The organism is Streptomyces sp. NPDC001700, assembly GCF_053596435.1.
In genome coordinates this window covers 365,257-388,215 of the sequence record NZ_JBSFGE010000001.1, presented here as the reverse complement: position 1 = coordinate 388,215, position 22,959 = coordinate 365,257, and the positions used below count along the sequence as shown (strand labels likewise).

At 71.4% G+C, this 22,959-nt stretch carries 21 protein-coding genes and 1 riboswitch; of the genes, 4 read left to right on the top strand and 17 right to left on the bottom strand.

What is annotated here, in order from left to right:
* Positions 1 to 38: 38 nt before the first annotated feature.
* The 4 genes from ACWC5C_RS01770 to ACWC5C_RS01755 form a co-directional block, all read right to left on the bottom strand.
* On the bottom strand, positions 39 to 527 hold the full coding sequence (locus ACWC5C_RS01770) for a DUF5304 domain-containing protein (RefSeq protein ID WP_450872712.1): 489 nt from the start codon (positions 525 to 527) through the stop codon (positions 39 to 41).
* A 107-nt stretch (positions 528 to 634) separates the two neighbouring features.
* Complete coding sequence (locus ACWC5C_RS01765; RefSeq protein WP_450872710.1) at positions 635 to 2,002, bottom strand: ArsA family ATPase; 1,368 nt, start codon at positions 2,000 to 2,002, stop codon at positions 635 to 637.
* 124 nt (positions 2,003 to 2,126) lie between these two features.
* Entirely contained in the window at positions 2,127 to 2,564 is a 438-nt protein-coding gene (locus tag ACWC5C_RS01760) for an SRPBCC family protein (RefSeq protein WP_450872708.1), read from the bottom strand.
* 66 nt (positions 2,565 to 2,630) lie between these two features.
* Positions 2,631 to 3,401 (bottom strand): metallophosphoesterase family protein, encoded by a 771-nt coding sequence (locus ACWC5C_RS01755; protein WP_450872706.1) that lies wholly within the window; start codon positions 3,399 to 3,401, stop codon positions 2,631 to 2,633.
* Positions 3,402 to 3,653: 252 nt separating this feature from the next.
* Between ACWC5C_RS01755 and ACWC5C_RS01750 the strand changes: the two genes are divergently transcribed.
* On the top strand, positions 3,654 to 5,450 hold the full coding sequence (locus tag ACWC5C_RS01750; protein WP_450872704.1) for an AMP-dependent synthetase/ligase: 1,797 nt from the start codon (positions 3,654 to 3,656) through the stop codon (positions 5,448 to 5,450).
* 51 nt (positions 5,451 to 5,501) lie between these two features.
* Here the strand turns inward: ACWC5C_RS01750 and ACWC5C_RS01745 are convergent, their stop codons facing one another.
* The 6 genes from ACWC5C_RS01745 to ACWC5C_RS01720 all read right to left on the bottom strand — a co-directional run bounded on the left by ACWC5C_RS01745 (position 5,502) and on the right by ACWC5C_RS01720 (position 12,373).
* Positions 5,502 to 6,644, bottom strand: coding sequence for a glycosyltransferase family 4 protein (locus tag ACWC5C_RS01745; protein WP_450872702.1), 1,143 nt, complete (start codon positions 6,642 to 6,644; stop codon positions 5,502 to 5,504).
* Positions 6,645 to 6,877: 233 nt separating this feature from the next.
* The gene (locus ACWC5C_RS01740; protein WP_450872701.1) at positions 6,878 to 8,152 is read right to left on the bottom strand and encodes a hypothetical protein; all 1,275 of its coding nucleotides are present in this window, start codon (positions 8,150 to 8,152) and stop codon (positions 6,878 to 6,880) included.
* 30 nt (positions 8,153 to 8,182) lie between these two features.
* A complete protein-coding gene (locus ACWC5C_RS01735) occupies positions 8,183 to 9,271 on the bottom strand; it encodes an NlpC/P60 family protein (protein WP_450872699.1) in 1,089 nt (362 codons plus the stop codon).
* 175 nt (positions 9,272 to 9,446) lie between these two features.
* Positions 9,447 to 10,472 carry an NlpC/P60 family protein gene (locus ACWC5C_RS01730; RefSeq protein WP_450872698.1) on the bottom strand — a complete coding sequence of 342 codons (1,026 nt, stop codon included), beginning with the start codon at positions 10,470 to 10,472 and terminating at the stop codon, positions 9,447 to 9,449.
* A gap of 262 nt (positions 10,473 to 10,734) precedes the next feature.
* Positions 10,735 to 12,093 carry an NYN domain-containing protein gene (locus ACWC5C_RS01725; protein ID WP_450872697.1) on the bottom strand — a complete coding sequence of 453 codons (1,359 nt, stop codon included), beginning with the start codon at positions 12,091 to 12,093 and terminating at the stop codon, positions 10,735 to 10,737.
* Between the two features lie 34 nt (positions 12,094 to 12,127).
* Complete coding sequence (locus ACWC5C_RS01720) at positions 12,128 to 12,373, bottom strand: hypothetical protein (protein WP_385449033.1); 246 nt, start codon at positions 12,371 to 12,373, stop codon at positions 12,128 to 12,130.
* Positions 12,374 to 12,514: 141 nt separating this feature from the next.
* On the opposite strand from ACWC5C_RS01720, the gene ACWC5C_RS01715 reads away from it, so the two are divergent.
* Positions 12,515 to 13,225 carry a rhomboid family intramembrane serine protease gene (locus tag ACWC5C_RS01715; protein WP_450872695.1) on the top strand — a complete coding sequence of 237 codons (711 nt, stop codon included), beginning with the start codon at positions 12,515 to 12,517 and terminating at the stop codon, positions 13,223 to 13,225.
* Positions 13,222 to 13,503 (top strand): Lrp/AsnC family transcriptional regulator, encoded by a 282-nt coding sequence (locus tag ACWC5C_RS01710; RefSeq protein ID WP_123100692.1) that lies wholly within the window; start codon positions 13,222 to 13,224, stop codon positions 13,501 to 13,503. The genes ACWC5C_RS01715 and ACWC5C_RS01710 overlap by 4 nt, the downstream gene beginning before the upstream one ends.
* Before the next feature lie 6 nt (positions 13,504 to 13,509).
* Here ACWC5C_RS01710 and ACWC5C_RS01705 read toward each other — a convergent pair whose 3' ends face one another.
* The 6 genes from ACWC5C_RS01705 to ctaE form a co-directional block, all read right to left on the bottom strand.
* Positions 13,510 to 14,874 (bottom strand): aminotransferase class V-fold PLP-dependent enzyme, encoded by a 1,365-nt coding sequence (locus ACWC5C_RS01705; RefSeq protein ID WP_450872693.1) that lies wholly within the window; start codon positions 14,872 to 14,874, stop codon positions 13,510 to 13,512.
* A gap of 171 nt (positions 14,875 to 15,045) precedes the next feature.
* A riboswitch (SAM riboswitch) is annotated at positions 15,046 to 15,163 on the bottom strand.
* Positions 15,164 to 15,577: 414 nt separating this feature from the next.
* Positions 15,578 to 16,657: an anthranilate phosphoribosyltransferase gene (gene trpD / locus ACWC5C_RS01700; RefSeq protein ID WP_450872692.1), complete on the bottom strand. Its 1,080-nt coding sequence runs from the start codon at positions 16,655 to 16,657 to the stop codon at positions 15,578 to 15,580.
* 180 nt (positions 16,658 to 16,837) lie between these two features.
* On the bottom strand, positions 16,838 to 18,475 hold the full coding sequence (gene qcrB, locus ACWC5C_RS01695; RefSeq protein WP_450872690.1) for a cytochrome bc1 complex cytochrome b subunit: 1,638 nt from the start codon (positions 18,473 to 18,475) through the stop codon (positions 16,838 to 16,840).
* On the bottom strand, positions 18,472 to 19,527 hold the full coding sequence (gene qcrA / locus ACWC5C_RS01690; RefSeq protein ID WP_450872688.1) for a cytochrome bc1 complex Rieske iron-sulfur subunit: 1,056 nt from the start codon (positions 19,525 to 19,527) through the stop codon (positions 18,472 to 18,474). The genes qcrB and qcrA overlap by 4 nt, the downstream gene beginning before the upstream one ends.
* A complete protein-coding gene (gene qcrC / locus ACWC5C_RS01685; protein WP_450872686.1) occupies positions 19,524 to 20,333 on the bottom strand; it encodes a cytochrome bc1 complex diheme cytochrome c subunit in 810 nt (269 codons plus the stop codon). The genes qcrA and qcrC overlap by 4 nt, the downstream gene beginning before the upstream one ends.
* 68 nt (positions 20,334 to 20,401) lie before the next feature.
* Complete coding sequence (gene ctaE / locus ACWC5C_RS01680) at positions 20,402 to 21,022, bottom strand: aa3-type cytochrome oxidase subunit III (RefSeq protein ID WP_450872684.1); 621 nt, start codon at positions 21,020 to 21,022, stop codon at positions 20,402 to 20,404.
* A 211-nt stretch (positions 21,023 to 21,233) separates the two neighbouring features.
* Between ctaE and ACWC5C_RS01675 the strand changes: the two genes are divergently transcribed.
* On the top strand, positions 21,234 to 21,635 hold the full coding sequence (locus tag ACWC5C_RS01675; protein ID WP_385448008.1) for a DNA-binding transcriptional response regulator: 402 nt from the start codon (positions 21,234 to 21,236) through the stop codon (positions 21,633 to 21,635).
* A gap of 25 nt (positions 21,636 to 21,660) precedes the next feature.
* Here the strand turns inward: ACWC5C_RS01675 and ACWC5C_RS01670 are convergent, their stop codons facing one another.
* Positions 21,661 to 22,914, bottom strand: a complete 1,254-nt coding sequence (locus ACWC5C_RS01670) for an Ig-like domain-containing protein (RefSeq protein ID WP_450872682.1) — start codon at positions 22,912 to 22,914, stop codon at positions 21,661 to 21,663.
* Positions 22,915 to 22,959 lie beyond the last annotated feature (45 nt).

Genomic DNA, 22,959 nt, shown 5'->3' with positions numbered 1-22,959 from the left:
TCGAACCCCGCCACGGCTAACGGTACCGGAGGTAGCGCTCAATCGAGGTCGATGTGTTCACTACTCGAACTCTGACCTTCGTCCCCGCGCGGCGCCCCTCCGCTCTCGCCGCTCTGGGTCCAACGCTGCTCCTGGCCCGTCACGGCGGCCCGGTAGGCGGCGAGCAGCTCGCTTCCGGCGCCGACGAGATGCTCGAATACGTCGGGATTGCGCTCTATGACCGGTTCAACGGCCGCCTTCGCCCCTGCGATCAACTGTTGTACGGCGCCTTCGACGGCCGTACCGGCAGCCGTACCGGCGAGCGGTGTCTGCAGCCCGGCCAGCTTCTCGGCGACGGCGTCGGCCAGTTTGCGCAGCTCCTCGGCGGCGCTGCCCGGCTCCTCACCGCCGCCCTCCCGGGCCTTCCGCCGGGCCTTCTCGGCGGCCAGGTCCTCGGCGCAGGCCTGCTCCCAGGCGTCGGGGTCGATGTCGGTGACCGGTACGTCGGTGCCCTGGGCGTCGGCGGGGCGCTCGGTGGCATCGCTCATGGCGAACTCCTGCGGCGGGGAGGCTGGCTGCCCGGTCCGTTCGTTCAACCGGGCTTGCTCTCGACGTTACCGGAACGAGGGGCCCGGGTCAGATGCCCCGGAAGCGGTCAGGGGCGCTTCGGCCACAGGTCGGGGTCCGGGGTGAAGCGGACCTGCAGCTGGCCGTCGCGCAGCCCGGCGCCGGAGACCGTGCAGCGGCGCAGCGCGGACGGCAGCGGCAGCACGCGGTGGAACGGCCCGACCGTGACGATCAGTTCGTCGCCGCGCCGGACCAGGTTCAGCCCGTCCCGGGAGGCGCCGGGCAGCGGCAGCCGCCACAGCAGCACGCCCTCGTCGCCCAGCCGGTCCTCGACGGTCCACGGGTCGGGCGCCGGGCGGTCCGGCCGCGGGTCGGGCGCCCCGACGGGACCGGCCAGCGCGGCCAGTCCGGCGGTGGGGCGGGGCGCGCCGCCCCCGCCGGAGACGACCACCCCGGAGACCACTCCGGAGACCACTCCGGAGACGTCACCAGCGGTGTCATCAGGGCCGCTGTCGGCGGGATCGGTGGCGTCGCCGAGGCCCTGCGGATCGCGGCCGAGATGCGGCAGCTCGCGGACCGGCGTGGCCGGTGCCCACTGCTCGTACAGCTCCTTCAGCGCGGCCTGCTGCTGCCCGGACAGCGCCCCGAGCCACGGGTCCGGGGTGCCGGTGGGCAGCAGCCGGTTGGCGACGACGGACTCCACCCGGCAGCCGTGCAGCGCGAGCCCGGCGCGGGCGGTGCGCAGCGCGCGGTCGGCGAGCGGTCCGGGGTCCACCACCAGCCGTACGGTCGTGGCCTCCGACTCCAGGACGCCCTGGACGGCGGCCAGCTCGCGCTCCCAGCGCTCGGCCGTCTCGTACAGCTTCTGCGCGGGCATCGGCATCCCGGCCAGCTGCGCCAGCATCGGCCGCAGCGCGCGGGCCGCCTGCCGCTCGGCGGGCAGCAGCCGCCGCAGATAGCGGCGCAGCTGTTCGGGCAGGGCGAGCAGGGCGACGGTCTCCGGCGCGGGCGGCAGGTCGACCACCAGGACGTCCCAGCCGGTGCCGGGCGGGGCGGTCTGCGCGGCGCGCAGCGCGCGCAGCAGCGCGACCGCCTCCACGCCGGGCAGCACGGACATCTCCTCGCCGTCCAGCGGGGCCGAGCCCAGCATGTCCAGCACGCTCCGGCCACGGTCCTGGAGGGCGGTCAGTTCGTCGCGGAACCATTCGTCGGTGACGACCCGGGCGGCCCACAGCCCGGGGGTCAGCGCGACGGGTACGGACCACGGCAGCCGGTCGGCGCTGCGGCCGGGTGCGCCGCGCAGCGGGCCGATGCCGAGCAGCGCCTCGGGCGTGCCGTCCCGGTCCGCGGTGAGCAGCAGGGTGCGCTGTCCCTCGCGGGCGGCGGCGAGGGCGGTCGCGGCGGCCACGGTGGTGCGGCCCGCGCCGCCCGTACCGGTGACGAGGACCGTACGCATGAAAGGAGCCTCCGGCGGGGTGGTACGTGGGTGTGCGGTGCGGCTCCCAGTGGCCGCCCCCGGCGGAGCGTACCCCGCGCCCGGCCCGCTTCCCGCCTGCCGGTGGCCGCGCGCCGGATGGAGGTCAGGCCGCCTCGACGCGCTTCTTCAGGCCCGCGAGCGCCCGGTCGATGATGACCTTCTCGGCCTTGCGCTTGATCATGCCGAGCATGGGGATCTTGACGTCCACGGTGAGCTGGTACGTCACCTCGGTGCTCGTGCCGCCGTCCAGCGGGGCCAGCCGGTAGGAGCCGTCGAGGGTGCGCAGCATCTGCGACTTGAGCAGGGACCAGCTGACCTCGTCGGCGGTCCAGGTGTACTGGAGCGTGTAGTCGTCCTTGATGGCCCCGGCGTCGAGCACCATCCGCACCTGCTGGCCGCGCCCCTGATCGTCCTTGGTGAGGATCTCGGCCTCCTTCACCTCACCGGACCACTCCGGGTAACGGTCGAAGTCGGCGATCACCTCCATCACGTCGGCCGGTGCCGCCTCGATCGTGATGCTCGAGCTGGTGTGTTCCGCCATCGCCGTGGCTCCTCCGTACCGGTCCGCCGCATGGGATGTCTGCCGGTGAAGGCTATCGCGGGTGGGTCACCACTCCAGGGTCCAGGGGGTACCGGTGGAGGCGAAGTGTCCGACGTTGACACATTCGGTGGCGCCGATCCGCATGCGGCGGGCGAGCGGCTGGTGGACATGGCCGAAGAACGAATAGCGGGGGCGGATGGTGTGGATCGCCTCCAACAGCGCCTTGCTGCCGCGTTCGAAGCGGCGGGCGACGGTGTCGTAGCAGAGGTCCGGCACCTCGGGCGGGATGTGGGTGCACAGCACGTCCACATCGCCCCGGCCGCCGAGCGCGGCGATCTTCTCGGCGTACGTCTCGTCGTCGATCTCGTACGGGGTGCGCATCGCCGTGCGCAAGCCGCCGCCGACGAAGCCGAAGACGAGACCGCCTATCTCGACCCGTTCGCCGTCGAGGATCGTGGTGCCGGGTTCGGCGTATTCCGGCCAGAGTCGCGGTATGTCGACATTGCCGTAGGTGGCGTACGTCGGGGCGGGAAAGGCCGCGAACAGCTCGGCGTACTGCCTGCGGACGGCGGCCTCGATGGCCGCGTTGCGGTCGAGTCCCTCCCACAGCCGGTTGCCCAGCTCGCGGGCCTCCTCGAAGCGGCGGGCGGTGCGGAGTTCGACCAGGCGGTCGGCGTTCTCGGTGCCGAAGAGGTCGGGGAAGATGCCGCGGGAGTGGTCGGCGTAGTCGAGGAAGAGGACGAGGTCACCGAGGCAGATCAGGGCGTCGGCCCCGTCGCCCGCCTTCCCAAGGTCCTGACTGTTCCCGTGCACGTCACTCACCACGTGGACTCGCATGCGTGTCACCCTAAGACCTGTGACCATCCGTCCGTAAGGTGTTCTGTTCCTAGTGACCCGCGTCCACCTGCGGTTCCTTCCGGGCTCCGGTGGCTGTCGACTAGTCTGCGGGCAGGACGAGGGCGGTGTGTGACGCATAAAACATCTGTACGGAAACCCCTATCCCGAAGCCATACCGATGGGTAACGTCCGGGCAGTCCAGCACCTCCCATTGCCCTGCAGCGGCGCCGGCGCCCATGAGGAGCAGCAGTCTTGCGCGAGTTCAGCCTTCCGGCCCTGTACGAGGTTCCGGCCGACGGCAATCTGACGGACCTCATCCAACGCAACGCGGCGCAGCACCCGGATGTGGCGGTGGTCGGCCGCAAGGTCGGCGACCGGTGGGAGGACGTCACCGCGGCGGACTTCCTGGCCGAGGTACGCACCGCCGCCAAGGGCCTGATCGCGGCCGGGGTATCGCCGGGCGACCGGGTCGGTCTGATGTCGCGCACCCGCTACGAGTGGACGCTGCTGGACTTCGCCATCTGGAGCGCGGGCGCCATCACCGTGCCGGTGTACGAGACGAGTTCACCGGAGCAGGTGCGGTGGATCCTCAGCGACTCGGGCGCGGTCGCGGTCGTCGTCGAGACCGGGGTGCACGAGGCGGCCGTGGAGTCCGTGCGGGACACCCTGCCGGACCTCAAGCACGTCTGGCAGGTCGAGGACGACGCGATCGGGACGCTGCGGGAGCTGGGTTCGGACGTCAAGGACGAGACGGTGGACGAGCGTTCCTCGCTCGCGGGCGCGGACTCCCCCGCCACCATCGTCTACACCTCGGGCACCACCGGCCGCCCCAAGGGCTGTGTCCTCTCGCACCGCAGCTTCTTCGCCGAGTGCGGGAACGCGGTGGCCCGGCTGAAACCCATCTTCGCCACCGGTGACTCCTCCGTGCTGCTCTTCCTCCCGGAGGCGCACGTCTTCGGGCGGTTGGTGGAGATTTGCGCGGTCCTGGCACCGATCAAACTCGGCCATGTTTCGGACATCAAGACGCTCACCGATGAACTCGCCGCGTTCCAGCCGACCTTGGTGCTGGGCGTGCCGCGGGTCTTCGAGAAGGTCTACAACTCGGCGCGGGCCAAGGCCCAGGCCGAGGGCAAGGGAAAGATCTTCGACAAGGCCGCCGACGCCGCCATCGCCTACAGCAAGGCCCTGGACACCGAGTCCGGGCCGTCCTTCGGACTCCGGCTCAAGCACCGGGTCTTCGACCGGCTGGTCTTCGGCAAGCTGCGCGCCGCCCTCGGCGGCCGCGCCACCCACGCCATCTCCGGCGGCGCGCCGCTGGGTGAGCGGCTGGGCCACTTCTACCGGGGCATCGGCTTCACGGTGCTGGAGGGCTACGGGCTGACCGAGTCCTGCGCGGCCACCACCTTCAACCCGTGGGACCGGCAGAAGATCGGCTCGGTCGGCCAGCCGATGCCGGGCACGGTGGTCCGTATCGCCGACGACGGCGAGGTGCTGCTGCACGGGGATCATCTGTTCACGGAGTACTGGAACAACGAGGCGGCGACGGCCGAGGCGCTGTCGGATGGCTGGTTCCATACCGGTGACGTCGGCGCCCTCGACGAGGACGGCTACCTCACCATCACCGGCCGCAAGAAGGAGATCATCATCACCGCGGGCGGCAAGAACGTCGCCCCCGCGGTGATCGAGGACCGCATCCGGGCACACGCGCTGGTCGCCGAGTGCATGGTCGTCGGCGACGGCCGCCCGTTCGTGGGCGCGCTGATCACCCTGGACGAGGAGTTCCTGCCCCGCTGGGCCGCCGAACACGGCAAGCCGGAGGGCGCGACGGCGGCCGACCTGTGCGAGGACGCCGAGCTGCTGGCCGAGCTCCAGACGGCGGTGGACGACGGGAACGCGGCGGTCTCGAAGGCGGAGTCGGTGCGGAAGTTCCGCGTGCTGACGCAGCAGTTCACCGAGGACTCGGGGCATGTGACGCCGTCGCTGAAGCTGAAGCGGAATGTGGTGGCGAAGGATTTCGCGACGGAGATCGAGGCGCTGTACGGGGGCTGAGCCGGGCGCTTGGGGCCCGGGGCTTTTCTTGAGCCCCGGGCTCTTATTCGTTCAGAGCAGCGAACGCAGCCGGTCGGCCAGCAGGTCCCAGCGCCAGCGCTCCTCTACCCAGGCGCGGCCGCGCTCGCCCATCCGGCGGCGCAGCGCCTCGTCCTCCAGCAGGGCCACGATCCGCTCCGCGCTCTGCTCCGCGGAGCCGCCCGGCACCACCCACCCGGTCTCGCCCTCCAGCACCGCGTCCGGTGCGCCGCCGGAGTCCCCGGCGACCACCGGAAGGCCGGTCGCGGACGCCTCCAGGTAGACGATGCCCAGGCCCTCGACGTCCAGCCCGCGCCGCCGCGTACGGCACGGCATGGCGAACACGTCGCCCGCGCCGTAGTGGGCGGGCAGTTCCGCCCAGGGCACCGGGCCGGTGAAGCGTACGGATTCGGCCACGCCCGTCGACTCGGCGAGGCGCCGCAGGTCCTTCTCGTACGGGCCGCCGCCGACGATCAGCAGCGCCGCGCTCGGAACCCGCTTCAGGATCAGCGGCATCGCCTCGATCAGCGTGTCCTGCCCCTTGCGCGGCACCAGCCGCGACACGCACACCACGACGGGCCGCTCCGCGAGCCCCAGCCTTGCCCGGATCTCGTCCCCGCCGGAGCCGGGGTGGAACGTCTTCTCGTCCACCCCCGGCGGCAGTTGCACCATGCGGGCGGCGGCCTCGGGGGTGAGCGCGTCGGCGATGCGGGAGCGGGTGTACTCGCCGAGGTAGGTGATCGTATCCGTACCCTCGCCGATGCGGCGCAGCAGCGCGCGGGAGGCGGGGAGCTGGGCCCAGGCGGCCTCGTGCCCGTGCGTGGTCGCCACCGCCCGCCTGGCCCCTGCCGCGCGCAGCGCGGGCGCCATCAGCCCGAGCGGCGCGGCGGCGCCGAACCACACCGAGCCGCAGCCGTGCTCGCGCAGCAGCTCGGTGGCGCGGCGGGTGACGCGGGGCGTGGGCAGCAGCATCGTCGTACGGTCCCGGATGACGGGGTACGGCTGCTCGGCGTCGAAGCGGGCAGTGGCCTCTTTGCCCTCTTCTCCGTGGGTCCAGGTGGAGGCGTAGACGACGATCCGCTCCGGGTCCAGGCGGAGGGCGATGTTGTGCAGGAACGCCTGGATGCCGCCGGGGCGGGGCGGGAAGTCGTTGGTCACGAGCAGGGTCTTGTCCATCGGGCCCGACAGTACCGGGTGGGTGCGGCCGCGCCGCCAAGTCCCCCACCCCGCCCCTTCCCGAAACCAGGGCTCCGCCCCGGCCCCCGCTCCTCAATCGCCGGAGAGGCTGGAGCGTTGTGGGCAATCGTTCCGCCGGGGCGGAACGGGTGGGCACAACGCGGCCACCGGGCCGCACCCGGCGACGAAATCCCAGGGCCCACCCGGCGGAGCCGCACACAGCCCCGGCGGGGCTAGCTCAGGGCTGTGGCTACGTACTTGCGCCACTGCGCCGTGAACTCCGGCAGGCTGACGTCCAGCACATCGCGCAGCCCCGCCTCCACCGCCCCCTCCCGCCGCGGAGCGGCGCCCACCGCGCGGTAGAGGGCGACGAGCTTCCCCGCCCCCCACCGATCGGCGATCATCCGGCAAGCCAGCCACCCCTGCTCGTACGCCTCGGAGAGACGATCCGGGCGGCTGCCGAAGCGGAAGGCATCGTCGGACGGGAGGGCCTTCGGGAGGCGGCCGCTCGCGACGGACTCGGAGAGTTCGGGGGCGACTTGGCGCGGGGTGCGCCCAGGGGTGCGGTAGCCGGTCCAGTCGGCGAAGCCCTCGGAGAGCCACAGCGGGGTGGCCGCGGTGGTGGCGGCGCGGGTGGCGACATGGGCCGTCTCGTGGGTGATCACGACCTGACGGCCGAAGTCCCCCAGCGCCCGGTACGCGTCGGGGTTGACGATCACCCGGTCGGCGGGCGAGGAGTCGCTCGCCCCGCCCACCTCACCGGTGGTGACGGCCGCGATGCCCCGGTAGCCGCCCGCGGAGGCCCCCAGCAGGGCCGCCATCCGGTCCAGCGAGGCGGGCACCTCGACGACGACGCGCCCCGCCCAGGAGCCGGGCCAGACGCGGTCCAGGGCGGGCACGGCCCGGTCGGCGGTGGCGGCGACGCCGCGCAGCAGGCGGCGGTTCTGGCCGACGCCCAGGACGAGGCTGTGCTTGCCCCGGACGACGTCGACCCGGCCCTGGTCCCACAGCTGGTCGACGCCGCGCTTGCCGTCCACCCGGCCGTCGTCGGCGGCGACGAACCACCGCCCGCCGCGCTGCGCGAGCGTCAGATACTGGGGGGCGACGACGGGCGCGGTGTCGTATCCGGCGAGCCGGTAGCGGAGTTCGACCTGGGCGGCGAGGCGGCGGCCGGTGCCGTCGGCGGGCCGGAAGCCGCCGGTGTGCACCAGCCGGTACGTCCAGGAGCGCAGGGGGACGGCGGACAGCCGCCGGAACACCCGCCGCTGCTCGGCCCGGTAGCCGTCCGAGCCACGGTCGACGGTGGCGAGGAAGGCGCCCGCGTCGCGGCTGCGGACCGCCGCGGCGCGCTGGTCGAGCATGCGCTGCACGGCGCGCCCGTCACGCCCCGCGGGGTCGTCGGGCGGTACGGACGTACCGCACGCGGCGAGCGCGGCCAGCGGCAGCGCCCACACCACCGGCAGACAGAGTGCCGTCCGCCATCGCCCCGATCTCCACCGACCCGTCACGCCATAGATCGTACGAGCCGCCGCCGCGCTTCAGACGCGGGTGATGGAAAAGATCGGCATCATGCCGACGGGGTCGTAGCGGACCGCCGCCCCCGGGTAGGGCGCGTGGATGACCTGTCCGCCCCCGGCGTACATCGCGACGTGCCCGGCGTCGGAGCGATAGACGACCAGGTCGCCGGGGCGGGCCTGGGAGAGCAGTACGGACTGCCCGGTGTGCGCCTGGGCCTGGGAGGTGCGCGGGATCGCCACCCCGGCGCGGCGGTACGCCCACTGGGTCAGCCCGGAGCAGTCGAAGGCGGTGGGCCCGGCCTGCCCCCAGGCGTACGGCAGGCCGAGCGCGGCCCGCGCCGCGCCGAAGGCCGCCGCGGCGCGCGGCGAGGACGGGCCGGGACCGGTGGTTGCGTGCGGGCCACCGGAGGGCGCGCCGGGCATGCCGTGCGCCCCGTACCCGCGCCCATCTCCGGCGCGCGAGGCGCGTGCGTACGTCTCGTACTCCCCCGGCCGTAGCGCGCCCATCAGCCGTCGCGCGGTGGCCAGCTTGCGCTGGACCTCGCGCTTGTGGAGGGCGACGGCCCGGCAGCCGCGCTCCAGCTTCACCAGCTGCGCCGCGGCCTCGGTGCGCTGCTGCCGCAGGGTGCGCTGGGCGCGCGCCAGGACCCGTAGCTGACCGGCCTGGCGGCTGCTGATGCGGTCCAGCATGGCGGCCTGGTCGAGGTAGTGGGCCGGGTCGGAGGAGAGCAGGAGCGCGAGACCGGGGTCGAAGCCGCCGGTGCGGTACTGCCCGCCCGCGATCGCGCCGAGCGCCACCCGCATCCGGTTGACCCGCTCCTGGCCACGGGCCGCCCGGTCCTGGAGCCGGTCGACCTGGCGGCGCAGCCGGTGGGTGCGGGTGCTGGCCGCGTTGTAGCGCTCGGTGGCCCGCTCCGCCTGCTCGTAGAGCCGGTCGATCCGGTCGGCGGCGGTCCGGGCCGAGGAGTGGCCCACCGAGGTGGTGTCGTGGGGCTCGGCCCCGGCCGGGGCGGCCAGCGCGGCGCCGGTGGCGGCGGCCGCCGAGGCGGCGGTGAGGACGACGGTGGCCCGGACGGGCCCGGGTTTCGAGATGCGGCGAGAGGACGCCATGGGAGCCGCACTCCCTTCCGCGGAGTCGGTGAGGAACTGCGCGCAGACAGTAGCGGCGCGACCACCCCGGGTCCAAAGCCGATCGCGGGCACACAAACTGACGCCCCGCCGGAGACCGCAGGTCACCGACGGGGCGGGAGTCGTGGGGAGTTGTACCGATTCGCCCGAACGGACGTCAGATCCGCACGCCGAACTGGAACGGCATGTTGTCCATCGACTCGAAACGCACATTGGCGCCGGGCTTGGGCGCGTGCAGCACCTGTCCGTTGCCCGCGTACAGGCCTATGTGGTGCAGGTCGCTGTAGAACATCACCAGGTCGCCGGGCTTCAGCTCGCCACGACCGATCTGGGTACCGGCGTTGGCCTGGTCCTGGGAGATGCGCGGCAGCTGGACCCCGGCCTGCTGGTACGCCCAGCCGGTGAGGCCGGAGCAGTCGAAGGAGGACGGGCCGGTGGCGCCCCAGACGTACGGGGAGCCGATCTTGGTCTTGGCGGCGGCCAGCGCGGCGGCGGCACGCTGCGAGTCGGGCACGTCGGTGCCCAGGTCGGCCCGGCTGCTGGCGCGGTTGGCGCGCTCGCGCTCCTCCTCCGCCAGCTTGGCGCGCTCCTGCTCGGTGAGGGTGTTGAGCAGATTGCGGGCCTTGGTGAGCTTGCCCTGGATCTGCTTCTTCTTGTCGCCCAGGGCCTTCCGGGTGTCCGCCAGGTCCTGCAGCTTGGTGGACGCCTCTTCGCGCTGCTGCTTGAGCGTGCGCTGCTTGTCGGCGATCTTCCGCAGCGACTCGGCCTGCTTGCCGCTGACCTGGTCGAGGGTGGACGCCTTGTCGAGGTAGGTGTCCGGGTCGGAGGAGAGGATCAGCTGTACGGAGGGGTCGATACCGCCGGTGCGGTACTGGGCGGTGGCCATCGAGCCCAGGCCGTCGCGCAGCTTGTTCAGGTCCTCCTGACCGCGCGCCACGTTGTCCTGGAGGTCGCCGACCTGCTGCTCCAGCTTCTCCTGCTTCTCCTTGGCGCCGTTGTACTTCTCGGTCGCCTGCTCCGCCTCTTCGTAGAGTTTGTCGACCTGCTCCTTGACGTCCTTCTTGTCCTGCTTCGGAGCGGCCTGGGCGGCCTGGGACGTGAGCGCGACGGCGGCTGCGGCGGTCGCCGTGAGTACGGTTACCCGAGTGCGGCTCGGCTGCTTGGGTCGACGGTGGGACGCCACGAAGGCGATCTCCTTCTTCCTCCGGCCGCCTACCGGGGGTGGAAAAGCGACCCCGGCTCCACGGATACGCCGCGGACTCGACGGTACCCCCGCTGTCACCCCGGATGGGTGATCTACCGCGCGAAGGTTCGAGCCGACATTAGTGACCCTGCCGTGATCCGTTCAAATCCCAACGACGAAAAAATTGGCCACAGGCGCATCTTTTACAAACATCGCACGGGCAGTGACGGTCATTTGACGCTGTGCTGATACTGAGCGACGGTCAGGTACGCGCAAGCCGCTTGAGCAACAAGGCGGATGCCACGGGGCGCGCTCCGGCGCGCGCGACCCCGTCCGCGACCTCCCGGTCGGTCGACACGACGACCACCGGACGGCCCGGCGGCTCGGCCCGCACCAGCTGCCGGATCAGCTCGTCCGCCGTCACGCCGGGCTTGCTGAACAGGACCCGTACGCCGCGCGGCGGCGCCAGCAGCACCGGAGCCGCCAGCTCCGCGCCGTCGAAGACACACGTCATCTCCGCGCCGGTCTGCGCCGCGAGCACCGCGAGGCCGCCCAGCAGCCGCAGCCGCTGCTTCTCCAACGGCATCGTCGGATAGCCGGTCTTGGTGACGTTGTAGCCGTCCACGACCAGATGTGCCTGCGGCAGCTCCAGCAACTGGTCCAGCAGCGCCGGATCCGTCTCCGACAGCGCCCTGGTCGCTATGTCCTTCGGCGTCATCTTCCCCGGCTCGACCGCGTCCACCGTGTCCGCCGGGTGCATCGACGCGGGCGGCAGCGCCAGTTCGCGGCGCAGCCCCTGGGCCGCGTCCAGCACCGTGTCCAGCAGCAGCCGCAGCCGCATGTCCTCCACGCTGCGGCCCTCGCGCACCGCCCGCCGGCTGGCCTCCAGCGCCGACTCCGCCTCCGAGAGCCGGGCCCGCAGCCGTCGCGCCTCACCGTCGGCGGCCGCCTGCCGCGTCGCCGCCTCCGAGCGCACGGTCTCCAGCTCGCCCTCGGCCTTGCGCAGCGCCGCCGCCCCGCGCTTCACATCGCTCTGCGCGCTGCGCAGCTTGCGCTGCACCGCGTCCGTTTCCTTACGGGCCGCGTCCAGCTCGGCGCGGATCCGTTCCGTTTCCTTACGGGACGACGCGCGGGCGGCGGCCAGCTCCTCGCGCAGCCGGTGCAGCTCGCGCTCCGCCTCCTCACCGGCCCGCTCGGCCGAGGCCCGCTGGGCCTCCTCGCCCGCCGCCTCGACCAGCTTCACCCAGCCCACCGGGCGCAGCACGTACGCCACCGCCGCCACGTCCACCGGATCGGCGGCCGCTGGCGGCGAACCGCCCTCGATGGCCTCGGCCAGCTCGGCCTGGGTCTCGCGCAGCCGCTGCCCGATCCGCTGCCGGAAGACGGGGTCGCTCTCCACCGCGGCGGCCATCGCGTTCCCCGCGAACTTCGCGCGCCGATTCGGGGTGAACCGGGCGTACTGCCGCAGCTGGGGTGGCAGTTCGGTGACCGTCAGCCCACCGAACGCGTCGGCGACCAGCGCCACCACGCGCCGCCGCACCCCTTCCGGCAGGGGGCGGTCCAGCGCCTCGGCGACGCCCTCGGCGTCACCGGCCGTCCCGGGCCCGCCCGTCCGGTCCACGACCTTCTCCTCGCTCCGTCTCTCAGGCCTTCTCTCAGGCCTTCGCGTTCGTGCTCGGCCGGTCCACCAGCTCGATCTGGTCGACCGCGTTGCACCAGCGACAACGCACTGACTCAATGGTCTCACTGACCACATCGCGCTCCTCGACCCGAGCCTCCCCGGCCAGGTCCAGATGCACGAACTCCACCGCCTTCGTCGAGCGGGTCACATCGAAACGGGTGAGGTTGCCGCACAGCGTGCAGCGCCAGCGGGTCTCGGCTGTCGGCGTGGGAACGGCCATGGTGTCGCGTCCTCGCTTCTCGGCTCATCGGCGTCCTGTAACCCTACGGCCTGAGACCCGGGCGGTGTCGGGCCCGTACCCGCCCCTGGGCGGCGGCGAGGCGCTCTGTGCAGGTTGTGCCGGGTACGCGATGATCTGCCCATGATCGAGAAGTCGGCGGAGTCCGGCCGTCCCGTGATGACGTACGCCCTCATCATCAGCTGCTGCCTGATCTTCGTCCTCGGACCGGCCTCCGGGCTCGACCCCCGCTACGGCTCCGACGGGGACCTTCTCCAGGCCCAGACCGCGTACTTCGAGCGCTGGGGAGTCGTCCCCAGCGCCCTGTGGAGCGGCACCCCCGCCGAGCCGCTGACCCCGCTGACCGCGCTCTTCGTCCACGGCAACTGGCTGCATCTCCTCGGCAACATGCTGTTTCTCTACGTCTTCGGGGCGATGGCCGAGGAGCGCATGGGGCGTATCCACTTCGCGCTCTTCTACCTCGGCACCGGCTATCTCGCCCTCCTCGGCTACGCCGTCGCCCACGCCTCCTCGCCGCAGACGCTGGTCGGCGCCTCCGGTGCCATCTCCGGCGTCCTCGGCGCCTTCCTCTGGCTCTTTCCGCGCGCCCGGGTGACCAGCCTGTTCCCGTTCCTCTTCTTCCTCCCGCTGCGCTTTCCCGCCTGGGCCGTGCTGATCTTCTGGGTCACCCTCCAGTGGCTCGCCGCCCGCCAGGCCGACGCCCGTCCCGGGGTGGCCTACCTCGCCCACCTCGTGGGCTTCACCCTCGGATTTCTCTACGCGTGGGCCCGCTTCGGGCGGCCGGATAGAGTGGGCGGCGCAGCGAGGCCCAGCGAGGGAGAAAGCCAGCCGTGATCACTTCGATCGTGCTCATCAAGACCAGCGTGGACCGGATCCCCGAGATCGCCGAGAAGATCGCCGCGATCGAGGGCGTGAGCGAGGTCTACTCGGTCACCGGCGCGCACGATCTGATCGCGATGGTGCGGGTGGCCCAGCACGACGACCTCGCGGACATCATCCCGGGCCAGATCTCCAAGGTCCCCGGCGTGGCCTCCACCGAGACCCACATCGCCTTCCGCACGTACTCGCAGCACGACCTGGAAGCGGCGTTCGCCATCGGCCTGGACAGCTAGTTCCTTCTAGGAGACCGGCACGCAGCGGCCGTCCTCCGTGCGGTAGTCCCACCGCGCGCCGTCCCGGACCAGCTCCTTCACGGCCCGTACGAAGCGCTCCACATGCTCGTCCGGGGTGCCCGCGCCGAAGCTGACCCGGATCGCGTTCAGCGCGCGCTCGCCCGGGGCGGCCTCGGGCGCGCCGCACTCCCCCGGCTCGTCGGGCTCGCTGTCCAGCAGGGTCCGCAGCAGCGGGTGCGCGCAGAACAGCCCGTCCCGGACGCCGATCCCGTACTCGGCGGAGAGCGCCGCCGCGAAGTGCGAGCTGTTCCAGCCGTCCACCACGAACGACAGCACGCCCACGCGCGGCGCGTCGTCGCCGAACAGCGACAGCAGCCGCACCTCCGGCACCTCCGCCAGACCCTCCCGCACCTCCGCGATCAGCTGCCGCTCCCGCGCCACCAGGCCGTCGAACCCGGCCTCGGACAGCGCCTTGCAGGCCGAGGCGATCGCGTACACCCCGATCACGTTCGGCGAACCGGCCTCGTGGCGCGCCGCGGTGGTGTGCCACTCGACGTCCACCCCGCCGTCGTCCCGGCGCGCGACCTTACGGCTGGCGCCGCCGCCCGCCAGGTACGGGCTCGCCTCGCGCAGCCAGTCGGCCCGGCCCGCCAGGACGCCCGCCCCGAACGGCGCGTACAGCTTGTGCCCCGAGAACGCCACCCAGTCGACGTCCGCCTCCGCGATGTCCACCGGGTGGTGCGGGGCCAGCTGCGCGGCGTCCAGGACGATACGGGCACCGTGCGCGTGCGCCGCCTCGGCCAGCTCCCGTACGGGCCACAGCTCGCCCGTCACGTTCGACGCGCCCGTCACGCACACCAGCGCCGGGCCGCCGCCGTCCCGTCCGGCTAGGGCCTTCTCCAGCGTCTCCACGGCCTCCTGGGGCGAGCGCGGCGCGCTCAGGTAGGTCACCCGGGTGTCCTCCCGCCGCTCCCACGGCAGCAGCGAGGCGTGGTGCTCGGTCTCGAACACGAACACCTCGGTGCCGGTCGGCAGCGCGGCGGCCAGCAGGTTGAGCGAATCGGTGGTCGAGCGGGTGAAGACCACCTGGTCGTCCTCCCGGCACCCCAGGAACGCCGCGACCTCCTTGCGGCTGGTCTCGAAGAGGTCCGTCGACAGCTGCGAGAGGTAACCCGCCCCCCGGTGGACGCTCCCGTAGTACGGGGCGTAGGCGGCGACGTCGTCCCACACCCTGCGCAGGGCGGGCGCGCTGGCCGCGTAGTCGAGCGCGGCGTAGGTGACCTCGCCGCCGGTGACCAGCGGCACGGTGACATCGCTGCCGAGGACGGGGAGCAGGGCGGGGATCTCGACTGCAGAAGGGCATGCGGACATGGCGAATTCTCCCGATGGGTGTGCGAGCATGCGGAACTCGCTCAACGCGCGGGCGGGTGTGATGCACCGTGGCTCCGCGCGGAGCTGGGGGGAAAACGGGGCGCTGCGGCCCTAGCGCATTCGCTGCGTCACGGAAGAACTCCCTCGACCACCAGGACCCCTAGTGCGAGGGGTCCGCGCTTGCCGCACGCCTCGCTGCGTGCGGCCTGGTCATCACCCGGGGCACCCCGCCACGGACGGAGGGTTGCCGGACAGCGGGCCGGGGCCGAAGTCGCTGTCGCTCGTGACCTGGGGCGAGTATGCCATGCCGCCCCGCGAAGCCCCCCGCCCGTCCGCATGCTGGAAACCCCCACCCCGCCCCTTCCCGAAACCGAGGGCTCCGCCCCCGGACCCCCGCCGGGGCTCCGCCCCGGACCCCATTGCGGGGCTCCGCCCCTGCACCCCGCTCCTCAAACGCCGGAGAGGCTGGATTTGCCCGGCCGGGGCCGGGTTTACCTGGCCGGGGCCGGGTTTGCTCGTCGGGCTGGGGGACGGCCGGAGCCTTGGAAATGTTGTGGGCAATCGTTCCGCCGGGGGGCACCTCCCAGCGGTAGCTGGGGGAGGAACGGGTGGGCACAACCCGGCCACCGGCCCGCACCCGGGGTCCGGGGCGGAGTCCCGGTTTCGGGAAGGGGCGGGGTGGGGGCTAACCCCCCGGCGGGCGCTACGCGTTGCTCGCGCGGACCCAGCGTTCCAGCGCCTCGCGGGCCGCGCCCGAGTCGATCGACTCGGCGGCTCGGGTGACGGCCGTCGCGATACGGGACGTAAGGGGGGTATCGGCAGGCTCGGCGGACCAGTCCAGGGTCGCCAGGGCGGCGGCCGAGTTGAGGAGGACCGCGTCGCGGACGGGGCCCGTCTCGCCCGCGAGCAGGCGGCGGGCGACGTCCGCGTTGTGGGAGGCATCGGCACCCCGCAGGGACTCCACCGGAGACAGCTCGAAGCCGATGTCGCGCGGGTCAAAAGACTCCCGCCGGACCGTGCCGTCCCGGACCACCCACACCTGGGACGTCGCGGTCACGGTCAGCTCGTCCAGACCGTCGTCGCCCCGGAAGACCAGCGCCGACGAGCCCCGCTCGGCCAGCACCCCGGCCATGATCGGCGCCATCCGCGCGTCGGCGACGCCCGTCACCTGGCAGGCCACCCGGGCCGGATTCGTCAGCGGGCCGAGGAAGTTGAACGGGGTGGCGATACCCAGCTCGCGGCGGGCCGCCGCGACGTGCCGCAGCGACGGGTGGAACTTGACCGCGAAGCACATCGTGATGCCCGCTTCCTCGGCGATCTCGGCCACCCGCGCCGGGCTCAGGTCGAGGTTGACGCCGAGCTTCTCCAGGACGTCGGAGGCGCCGCTCGCGGAGGACGAGGCACGGTTGCCGTGCTTGACCACGCGCGCGCCCGCACCGGCGGCCACGAGGGCGGACATGGTCGAGATATTGACGGTCTTGGCGCGGTCGCCGCCCGTGCCGACGATGTCGACGGTCCGCCCGGGCACCTCGATCGTCTTGGCGTGCCCGTACATCGCGCGGACCAGACCGGACAGCTCGGCGACGGTCTCGCCCTTGGCCCGCAGCGCGACCGCGAACCCGGCGATCTGGGCGTCGGTGGCCTCGCCGCGCATGATGCGGTCCATGGCCCACGCGGTGTCGTCGGCGCTGAGGTCCTGGCCGCCGAGGAGGGAGGTGAGCACGTCCGGCCAGGTACGGGCCGCCGCGGTGCTGTCGCCTCCGGCTGGGGTCACAACGTCCATGGTCCGCTCCTGAGTGGCTGGATCCGCGCTCGATCAGACCCAGCCTATCCGCGCGGACACTGGTCATAAGCACAGACCAAGGCACAGACCAGGGCACAGACCAGGGCCCCGGTCCGGACGCGAGGTCCGGGCCGGGGCCCTGGTCTGTGGCGGACAGACGTCAGCAGACGTCAGCGGAGATCAGTGGTGGCCGTGGCCGCTGGTGATCTCCTTGTACTCCTCGGAGGTCGGCTTCGGGATGAAGGCGTCCTCGCCGTAGTACGACTTGGACAGCCTGGCCCGCAGCTTCTGCGACGCCGTGGACTTGCGGCGGACGCCGTTCTCGTCGACCTCGGGGCCCAGCTCGTAGGCCTTCGGCTGCTCGTGCTGGGTGAGCACGTGCATCTGCTCCTGCGTGAGCGGCTCGTGCACCTCGATGAACTCACCGTGCGGCAGGCGCTTGATGATGCCGGTCTCGCGACCGTGCAGCACCTTCTCCTTGTCGCGGCGCTGGAGGCCGAGGCAGATCCGCTTGGTGGCGATGAACGCGAGGACCGGCCCGGCGAAGAAGCCGATCCGCACGAACCAGGTGATCGAGTTGATCGACAGCTGGAAGTGGGTGGCCCACAGGTCGTTGCCGCCACCGATCAGCATCACGAAGTACGCGGTCAGCCAGGCGACACCGAAGGCCGTACGGGTCGGGGCGTTGCGCGGGCGGTCCAGGATGTGGTGCTCGCGCTTGTCGCCGGTGATCCAGCCCTCGATGAAGGGGTAGAAGCCGATCGCGAAGAGGACCAGCGGGAAGGCCACGATCGGGATGAACACGCCCAGGACGAGCGTGTGGCCCCACGCGGTGATCTCCCAGCCCGGCATGACACGGACCAGACCCTCGGCGAAGCCCATGTACCAGTCGGGCTGGGCGCCGGTGGAGACCTGGTCGGGCCGGTAGGGGCCGATGGTCCAGATCGGGTTGATCGTGGCGATCGCGGAGATGACCGCGATGACGCCGAAGACCAGGAAGAAGAAGCCGCCCGCCTTGGCCATGTAGACCGGCAGCAGGGGCATGCCGACGACGTTCTTGTTGGTCTTTCCGGCCCCGGGGTACTGCGTGTGCTTGTGGTAGAAGACCAGGATCAGGTGCGCCACCAGCAGGCCGAGCATGATGCCCGGCAGCAGCAGGACGTGGACCGGGTAGAGCCTCGGGATGAGGTCCATGCCCGGGAACTCGCCGCCGAACACGAACATCGAGATGTAGGTGCCGACGACCGGGATCGACAGGAACACGCCCTCGATGAACCGCAGACCGGTGCCGGAGAGCAGGTCGTCGGGGAGCGAGTAGCCGGTGAAGCCGGTCAGCATGCCGAGGAAGAACAGCAGGAAGCCGAACAGCCAGTTGACCTCACGCGGCTTGCGGAAGGCACCGGTGAAGAAGACGCGCATCATGTGCACGAACATCGCGCAGAGGAAGACCAGCGCGGCCCAGTGGTGGATCTGCCGGATCAGCAGACCGCCGCGCACCTCGAAGCTGATGTCGAGCGTCGAGGCGAAGGCCTCGGACATCCGGACGCCCTGCATCGGGACGTACGGGCCGTGGTACACGACCTCTTCCATGCTGGGGTGGAAGAACAGCGTCAGGTACACACCCGTGAGGATGATGATGATGAAGCTGTAGAGCGCGACCTCGCCCAGCATGAAGGACCAGTGGTCCGGGAAGATCTTGCGCATGTTGGCCCGGGCGAGGCTGTAGATGCCCAGCCGGCCGTCGGCCCAGTCGGCGACGCGCTCGCCCGCGGGCGCTTTGCCGCGCCGCGGCGTGCCCGTGTCTGTTGCAGTACTCATCCGCGCTCCCAGTAAGCAGGACCGACGGGCTCCGAGAAGTCGCCCATGGCTTCGAGGTACCCCTGGTCATTGGCCCTGATCCGCAGCTGGGGCAGTGCGTGACCGGCCGGACCGAAGATCACTCGGCCACCGTCGGAGAGGTCGAACGTCGACTGGTGGCAGGGGCACAGGACGTGGTGGGTCTGCTGCTCGTACAGGTTGATCGGGCAGCCGACGTGGGTGCAGATCTTCGAGAAGGCGACGATGCCCTCGTGCGACCAGTCCAGCTCGCGCTTGTCCTTGATGTTCTCCGGCTGGAGCCGGACCAGCATCAGGGCGGCCTTGGCGATCTCGGTCTGGAAGTCGTGGTCCTCCTCGGTCATGCCCTCGGGCATGGCGAAGGTCAGGGAGCCGACCGAGATGTCCTCGGGCCGCAGCGGCTGCATGGTGTTGTAGTTCATGAGCCGCTTGCCCTTGCCCCAGCTGGTGTGCCGGAGCTTGGTGCCGGGCAGCGGGCCGAGGTCGCGCAGCAGCACGATGCCGGAGAGCGGCACCAGGGCGAGCGCGCCGAAGAGGGTGTTGCGGGCGAGCTTGCGGCGGCCGAAGCCGGACTCCTTGGCGCCCGCGCGGAAGTCGTCGAGGACCTTGGCCTTGACCTCGGGGCTGGCCTCGATGGCGTGCCGGTCGTCGGCGATCTCCACGTCGGACATCAGGGTGCGGGCCCAGTGGACGGCACCGGCGCCGATGGCGAACAGCGCGATGCCGAGGGTGACACCCAGCGCGAAGTTCAGCGCGCTGATGTGACCGATCGGGAAGACGTAGATGTACTTGTCGACCGGCAGTGCCACGTAGGAGGCGATGAACGCGACCGTCGCCAGCATCGAGATCGTGAAGAGCAGGGCGACGGTGCGCTCGGACCGCTGGGCGGCCCGCTCGTCGATGTCCTGCTGACGGTGCTCGTGCGGGGGCAGCCCCGGGTCGGCGAACGGGTCTTCCGCGACGACGGTCGCCCCGCCCCCCGCCCGCTCCTCGGGCAGCTTCTCTTCTGCTTCTGAAATCTCGTGGCTACTCATGACTTCTTGGCCTTTGCGGTCCGGGCGGCGACCCAGATGGTGAGGACGATCAGCGCGCCCATGCCGAAGACCCAGGCGAAGAGGCCCTCGCTGACCGGGCCGAGCCCGCCGAGCTCAAGGCCACCGGGGGTCTTGGACTTGTCGCTGTTGACCGTGTCGAGGTACGCGATGATGTCCTGCTTGGTCTTCTCCGGCATCGTGGTGTCGGGGAAGGAGGGCATGTTCTGCGGGCCGGTCTGCATGGCCTCGTACAGATGCTTCTTGCTCACGCCCTCGAGGGACGGCGCGTACTTGCCGTTGGTGAGGGCACCGCCCTTGCCGGCGAAGTTGTGGCACTGCGCGCAGTTCGTACGGAAGAGCTCTCCGCCCTTCGCGACATCCGCGTCGTCGGTGCTGTACTGGCTCTTGGAGGGCGTCACCGGCCCGGCGCCGAGCGAGGAGATGAAGGCGGCCAGCTGCTCGGTCTCGGCGTCCGAGTAGACCTTCTTCTTCTTCGGCACCTGGGCGCCCGGCTGCTGGGCGGGCATCCGGCCGGTACCGACCTGGAAGTCGACGGCGGCGGAGCCGACTCCGACGAGGCTCGGGCCGTCGGTGGTCCCCTGACCGCCCGTACCGTGGCAGCTGGCGCAGCCGACGGCATAGAGCTTCTTGCCCTCCTCGATGGCGAGGGACTGGGCGGAGCTGTCATCGGCCTTCGCCTCGCTCGGCGAGAACGCGGCGTACAGCCCCCCAGTGACCGCCAGCGCGAAGAGTAGGACGACGAGCGCAGCCAGCGGATGGCGCCGTCGTGCGGAGAGCTTTTTCACGGATTACCCCGGTGTCAGGATCTTCTGCGTCGATGCTTGAGGACGTGCTTCCGGTCGCGGTGACCGGCTTACTTGATCATGTAGATCGTGGCGAAGAGGCCGATCCAGACGACATCGACGAAGTGCCAGTAGTAGGACACGACGATGGCCGCCGTCGCCTGCTGGTGGGTGAACCTCTTGGCCGCGTACGTCCTCCCCAGGACCAGCAGGAAGGCGATGAGGCCGCCCGTCACATGCAGTCCGTGGAAACCGGTGGTCAGGTAGAACACCGAGCCGTACGGGTCGGAGGAGAGCGAGAGCCCCTCGTGCTTGACCAGCTCGGTGTACTCGAAGACCTGACCGCCGATGAAGATCGCGCCCATGATGAAGGTGATCACGAACCAGGAGCGCAGCTTCCTCACATCGCCACGCTCGGCAGCAAAGACACCGAGCTGGCAGGTGAGGGAGGAGAGCACGAGGATCGTGGTGTTCGTCGCCGAGAACGGGAAGTTCAGCGCGGACGCCATTTCCTTCCAGTGCTCGGCTCCGGTCACCGATCGCAGGGTGAAGTACATCGCGAAGAGGGCCGCGAAGAACATCAGCTCGGAACTCAACCAGATGATGGTTCCGACGCTGGTGAGGTTCGGTCGGTTGACCGACGGGTGCGCGTGCCCGGTATCTGTTGCTGTTGCTGTCGCCACGACCGACATTATGTCGGTCGCTTATCCGGCCCTCACTCCCGGGGGTGCCGTTCGGAGTGTCCGGGGCGGCATCAGGGGCATCGATGCTGCTCGTCGCGGCTGCTGAGGGCCGTCCCTCGAAGGAGGGAGAGATCGGTTCGCCCCCTCCTCCGGAAGGCTGTACGGGAGTAACATCCGCCGCAGAAGCCCGGTAGTCCCCTTGGCTGATGCGGAGGAAACGATGCGGCCGACCGCCACGGTGCTGGTCTACAGCGACGACGCGAACACCCGCGAACAGGTGCGGCTCGCGACCGGTCGCCGGCTCGCCGCCGATCTGCCTCCGGTGGAGTTCGTGGAGTGCGCGACCCTCCCCGCCGTCCTGGCGGCGCTGGAGGACGGCGGGGTCGACGTGTGCGTCCTGGACGGGGAGACGGCGCCCGCGGGCGGGATGGGCGTCTGCCGGCAGATCAAGGACGAGGTCTTCCAGTGCCCGCCGGTGCTGCTGCTCATCGGCCGCCCGCAGGACGCCTGGCTGGCCACCTGGAGCCGCGCGGAGGCCGCGGTGACGCATCCGGTGGACCCGGTGGCCCTGTCGGACGCGCTGGCCGGGCTGCTCCGCAAGCGGCTCGCGGTGGGCGCCTGACCGCACTCCGCGCGGTCTCACCCGGTCACGCCATGGGGCGGAGCCGGGCCGAGTCGGCCGGGGTGCTGCCGTCCCGCTGACCGGCGGCGAGGGCGCTGCCCTGGCGCCAGTCGGCCCAGGCCATGTTCCAGTCGCCGTAGCCGTTGCCGAACGCGGCCATGTCGGCACCGTTGCTGTTGACGACCTTGACGACGTCGCCGAGGTGCACGGTGTTGAAGAACCACTGGGCGTTCGCGGTGGACATGCCGGTGCAGCCGTGGCTGACGTTGGCGTATCCCTGCGAGCCGGTCGACCAGGGCGCGGCGTGGACGTATTCACCACTTTCAGTGACCCGGGCCGCCCAGTAGACCATCAGATCGTAGGAACCGGAGCCCAGGCCGATGCTGGCGCCCGTCATCCGTACGGCTGACTCCTTGGCCAGGATGACCTTGGTGCCGTTACGGGTGTCGAACCCGGGCATACCGGTCGTGATCGGGATGGTCCGGATCACCTGCCCGTTGCGCTTCACCGTCATCTGGTGGGTCCCGGAGTCGGTGAGGGCCTCGATGCGGTCGCCGGTGGTGATCCGCAGCGGCTTGGCCTCGCCGCCGTAGAGCCCGCCGCCGATCCTGATGCCCTTGAGGTTGGAGCGCACGTTGACGGTGGCGTGGGCGGGCCAGTACTCGGCCGGGCGGTAGTGCAGCGTCTTGTTGTTCACCCAGTGCCAGACGCCGTCCACCGCGGGCTGTGAGTCCACCTTCAGGCCCCGCTCGACCACGGACCGGGCCGAGGGGTCCTTCACCGGGCGGCTCAGCTTGGCTGTGATCGGCTGGCCGACCCCGTACTCCCCCGCCTTGGGCCCGAAGCTGACCTTCAGCTGGCGGTGCTTGGAACTGGTGGCGAAGCTGATCGTACGGCGGCCCGGCGCGCCGCCCGAGTCCTCCGTGGACACCCGCAGCGTGTAGTGGGCGCCCGCGGCCAGCGGCACGGTGGAGCGCCACCGGCCGCCGTCCGGCGTCAGCTCGCCCCGTACGTACCTGCCTGCCGCGTCGGTGGCGGTGACGTCCGTGATCCGGCCGTCGTCGCCCTTGGCGGTCACTTGGAGCGGCCGGTCCGGATCGGCGTCGCGGGCGCCGCTCTCGCCGTTGAACGAGATCTGGTCGGCGGCGTCGTACGGCTTGGCGGACAGCGGGTCCGAGGAGGGGCCCCCGCATCCGCTGAGACCCGCTATCAGCGACGCCACCAGCAGGGCACTGGAGAGCACCGCCCGGGTTCGAGGAGATCGAGGTGTGTGGCTCATGCGCTCACGCTATGAAGGCCCGCGGCGGACGGCGCGCCGAGCGTG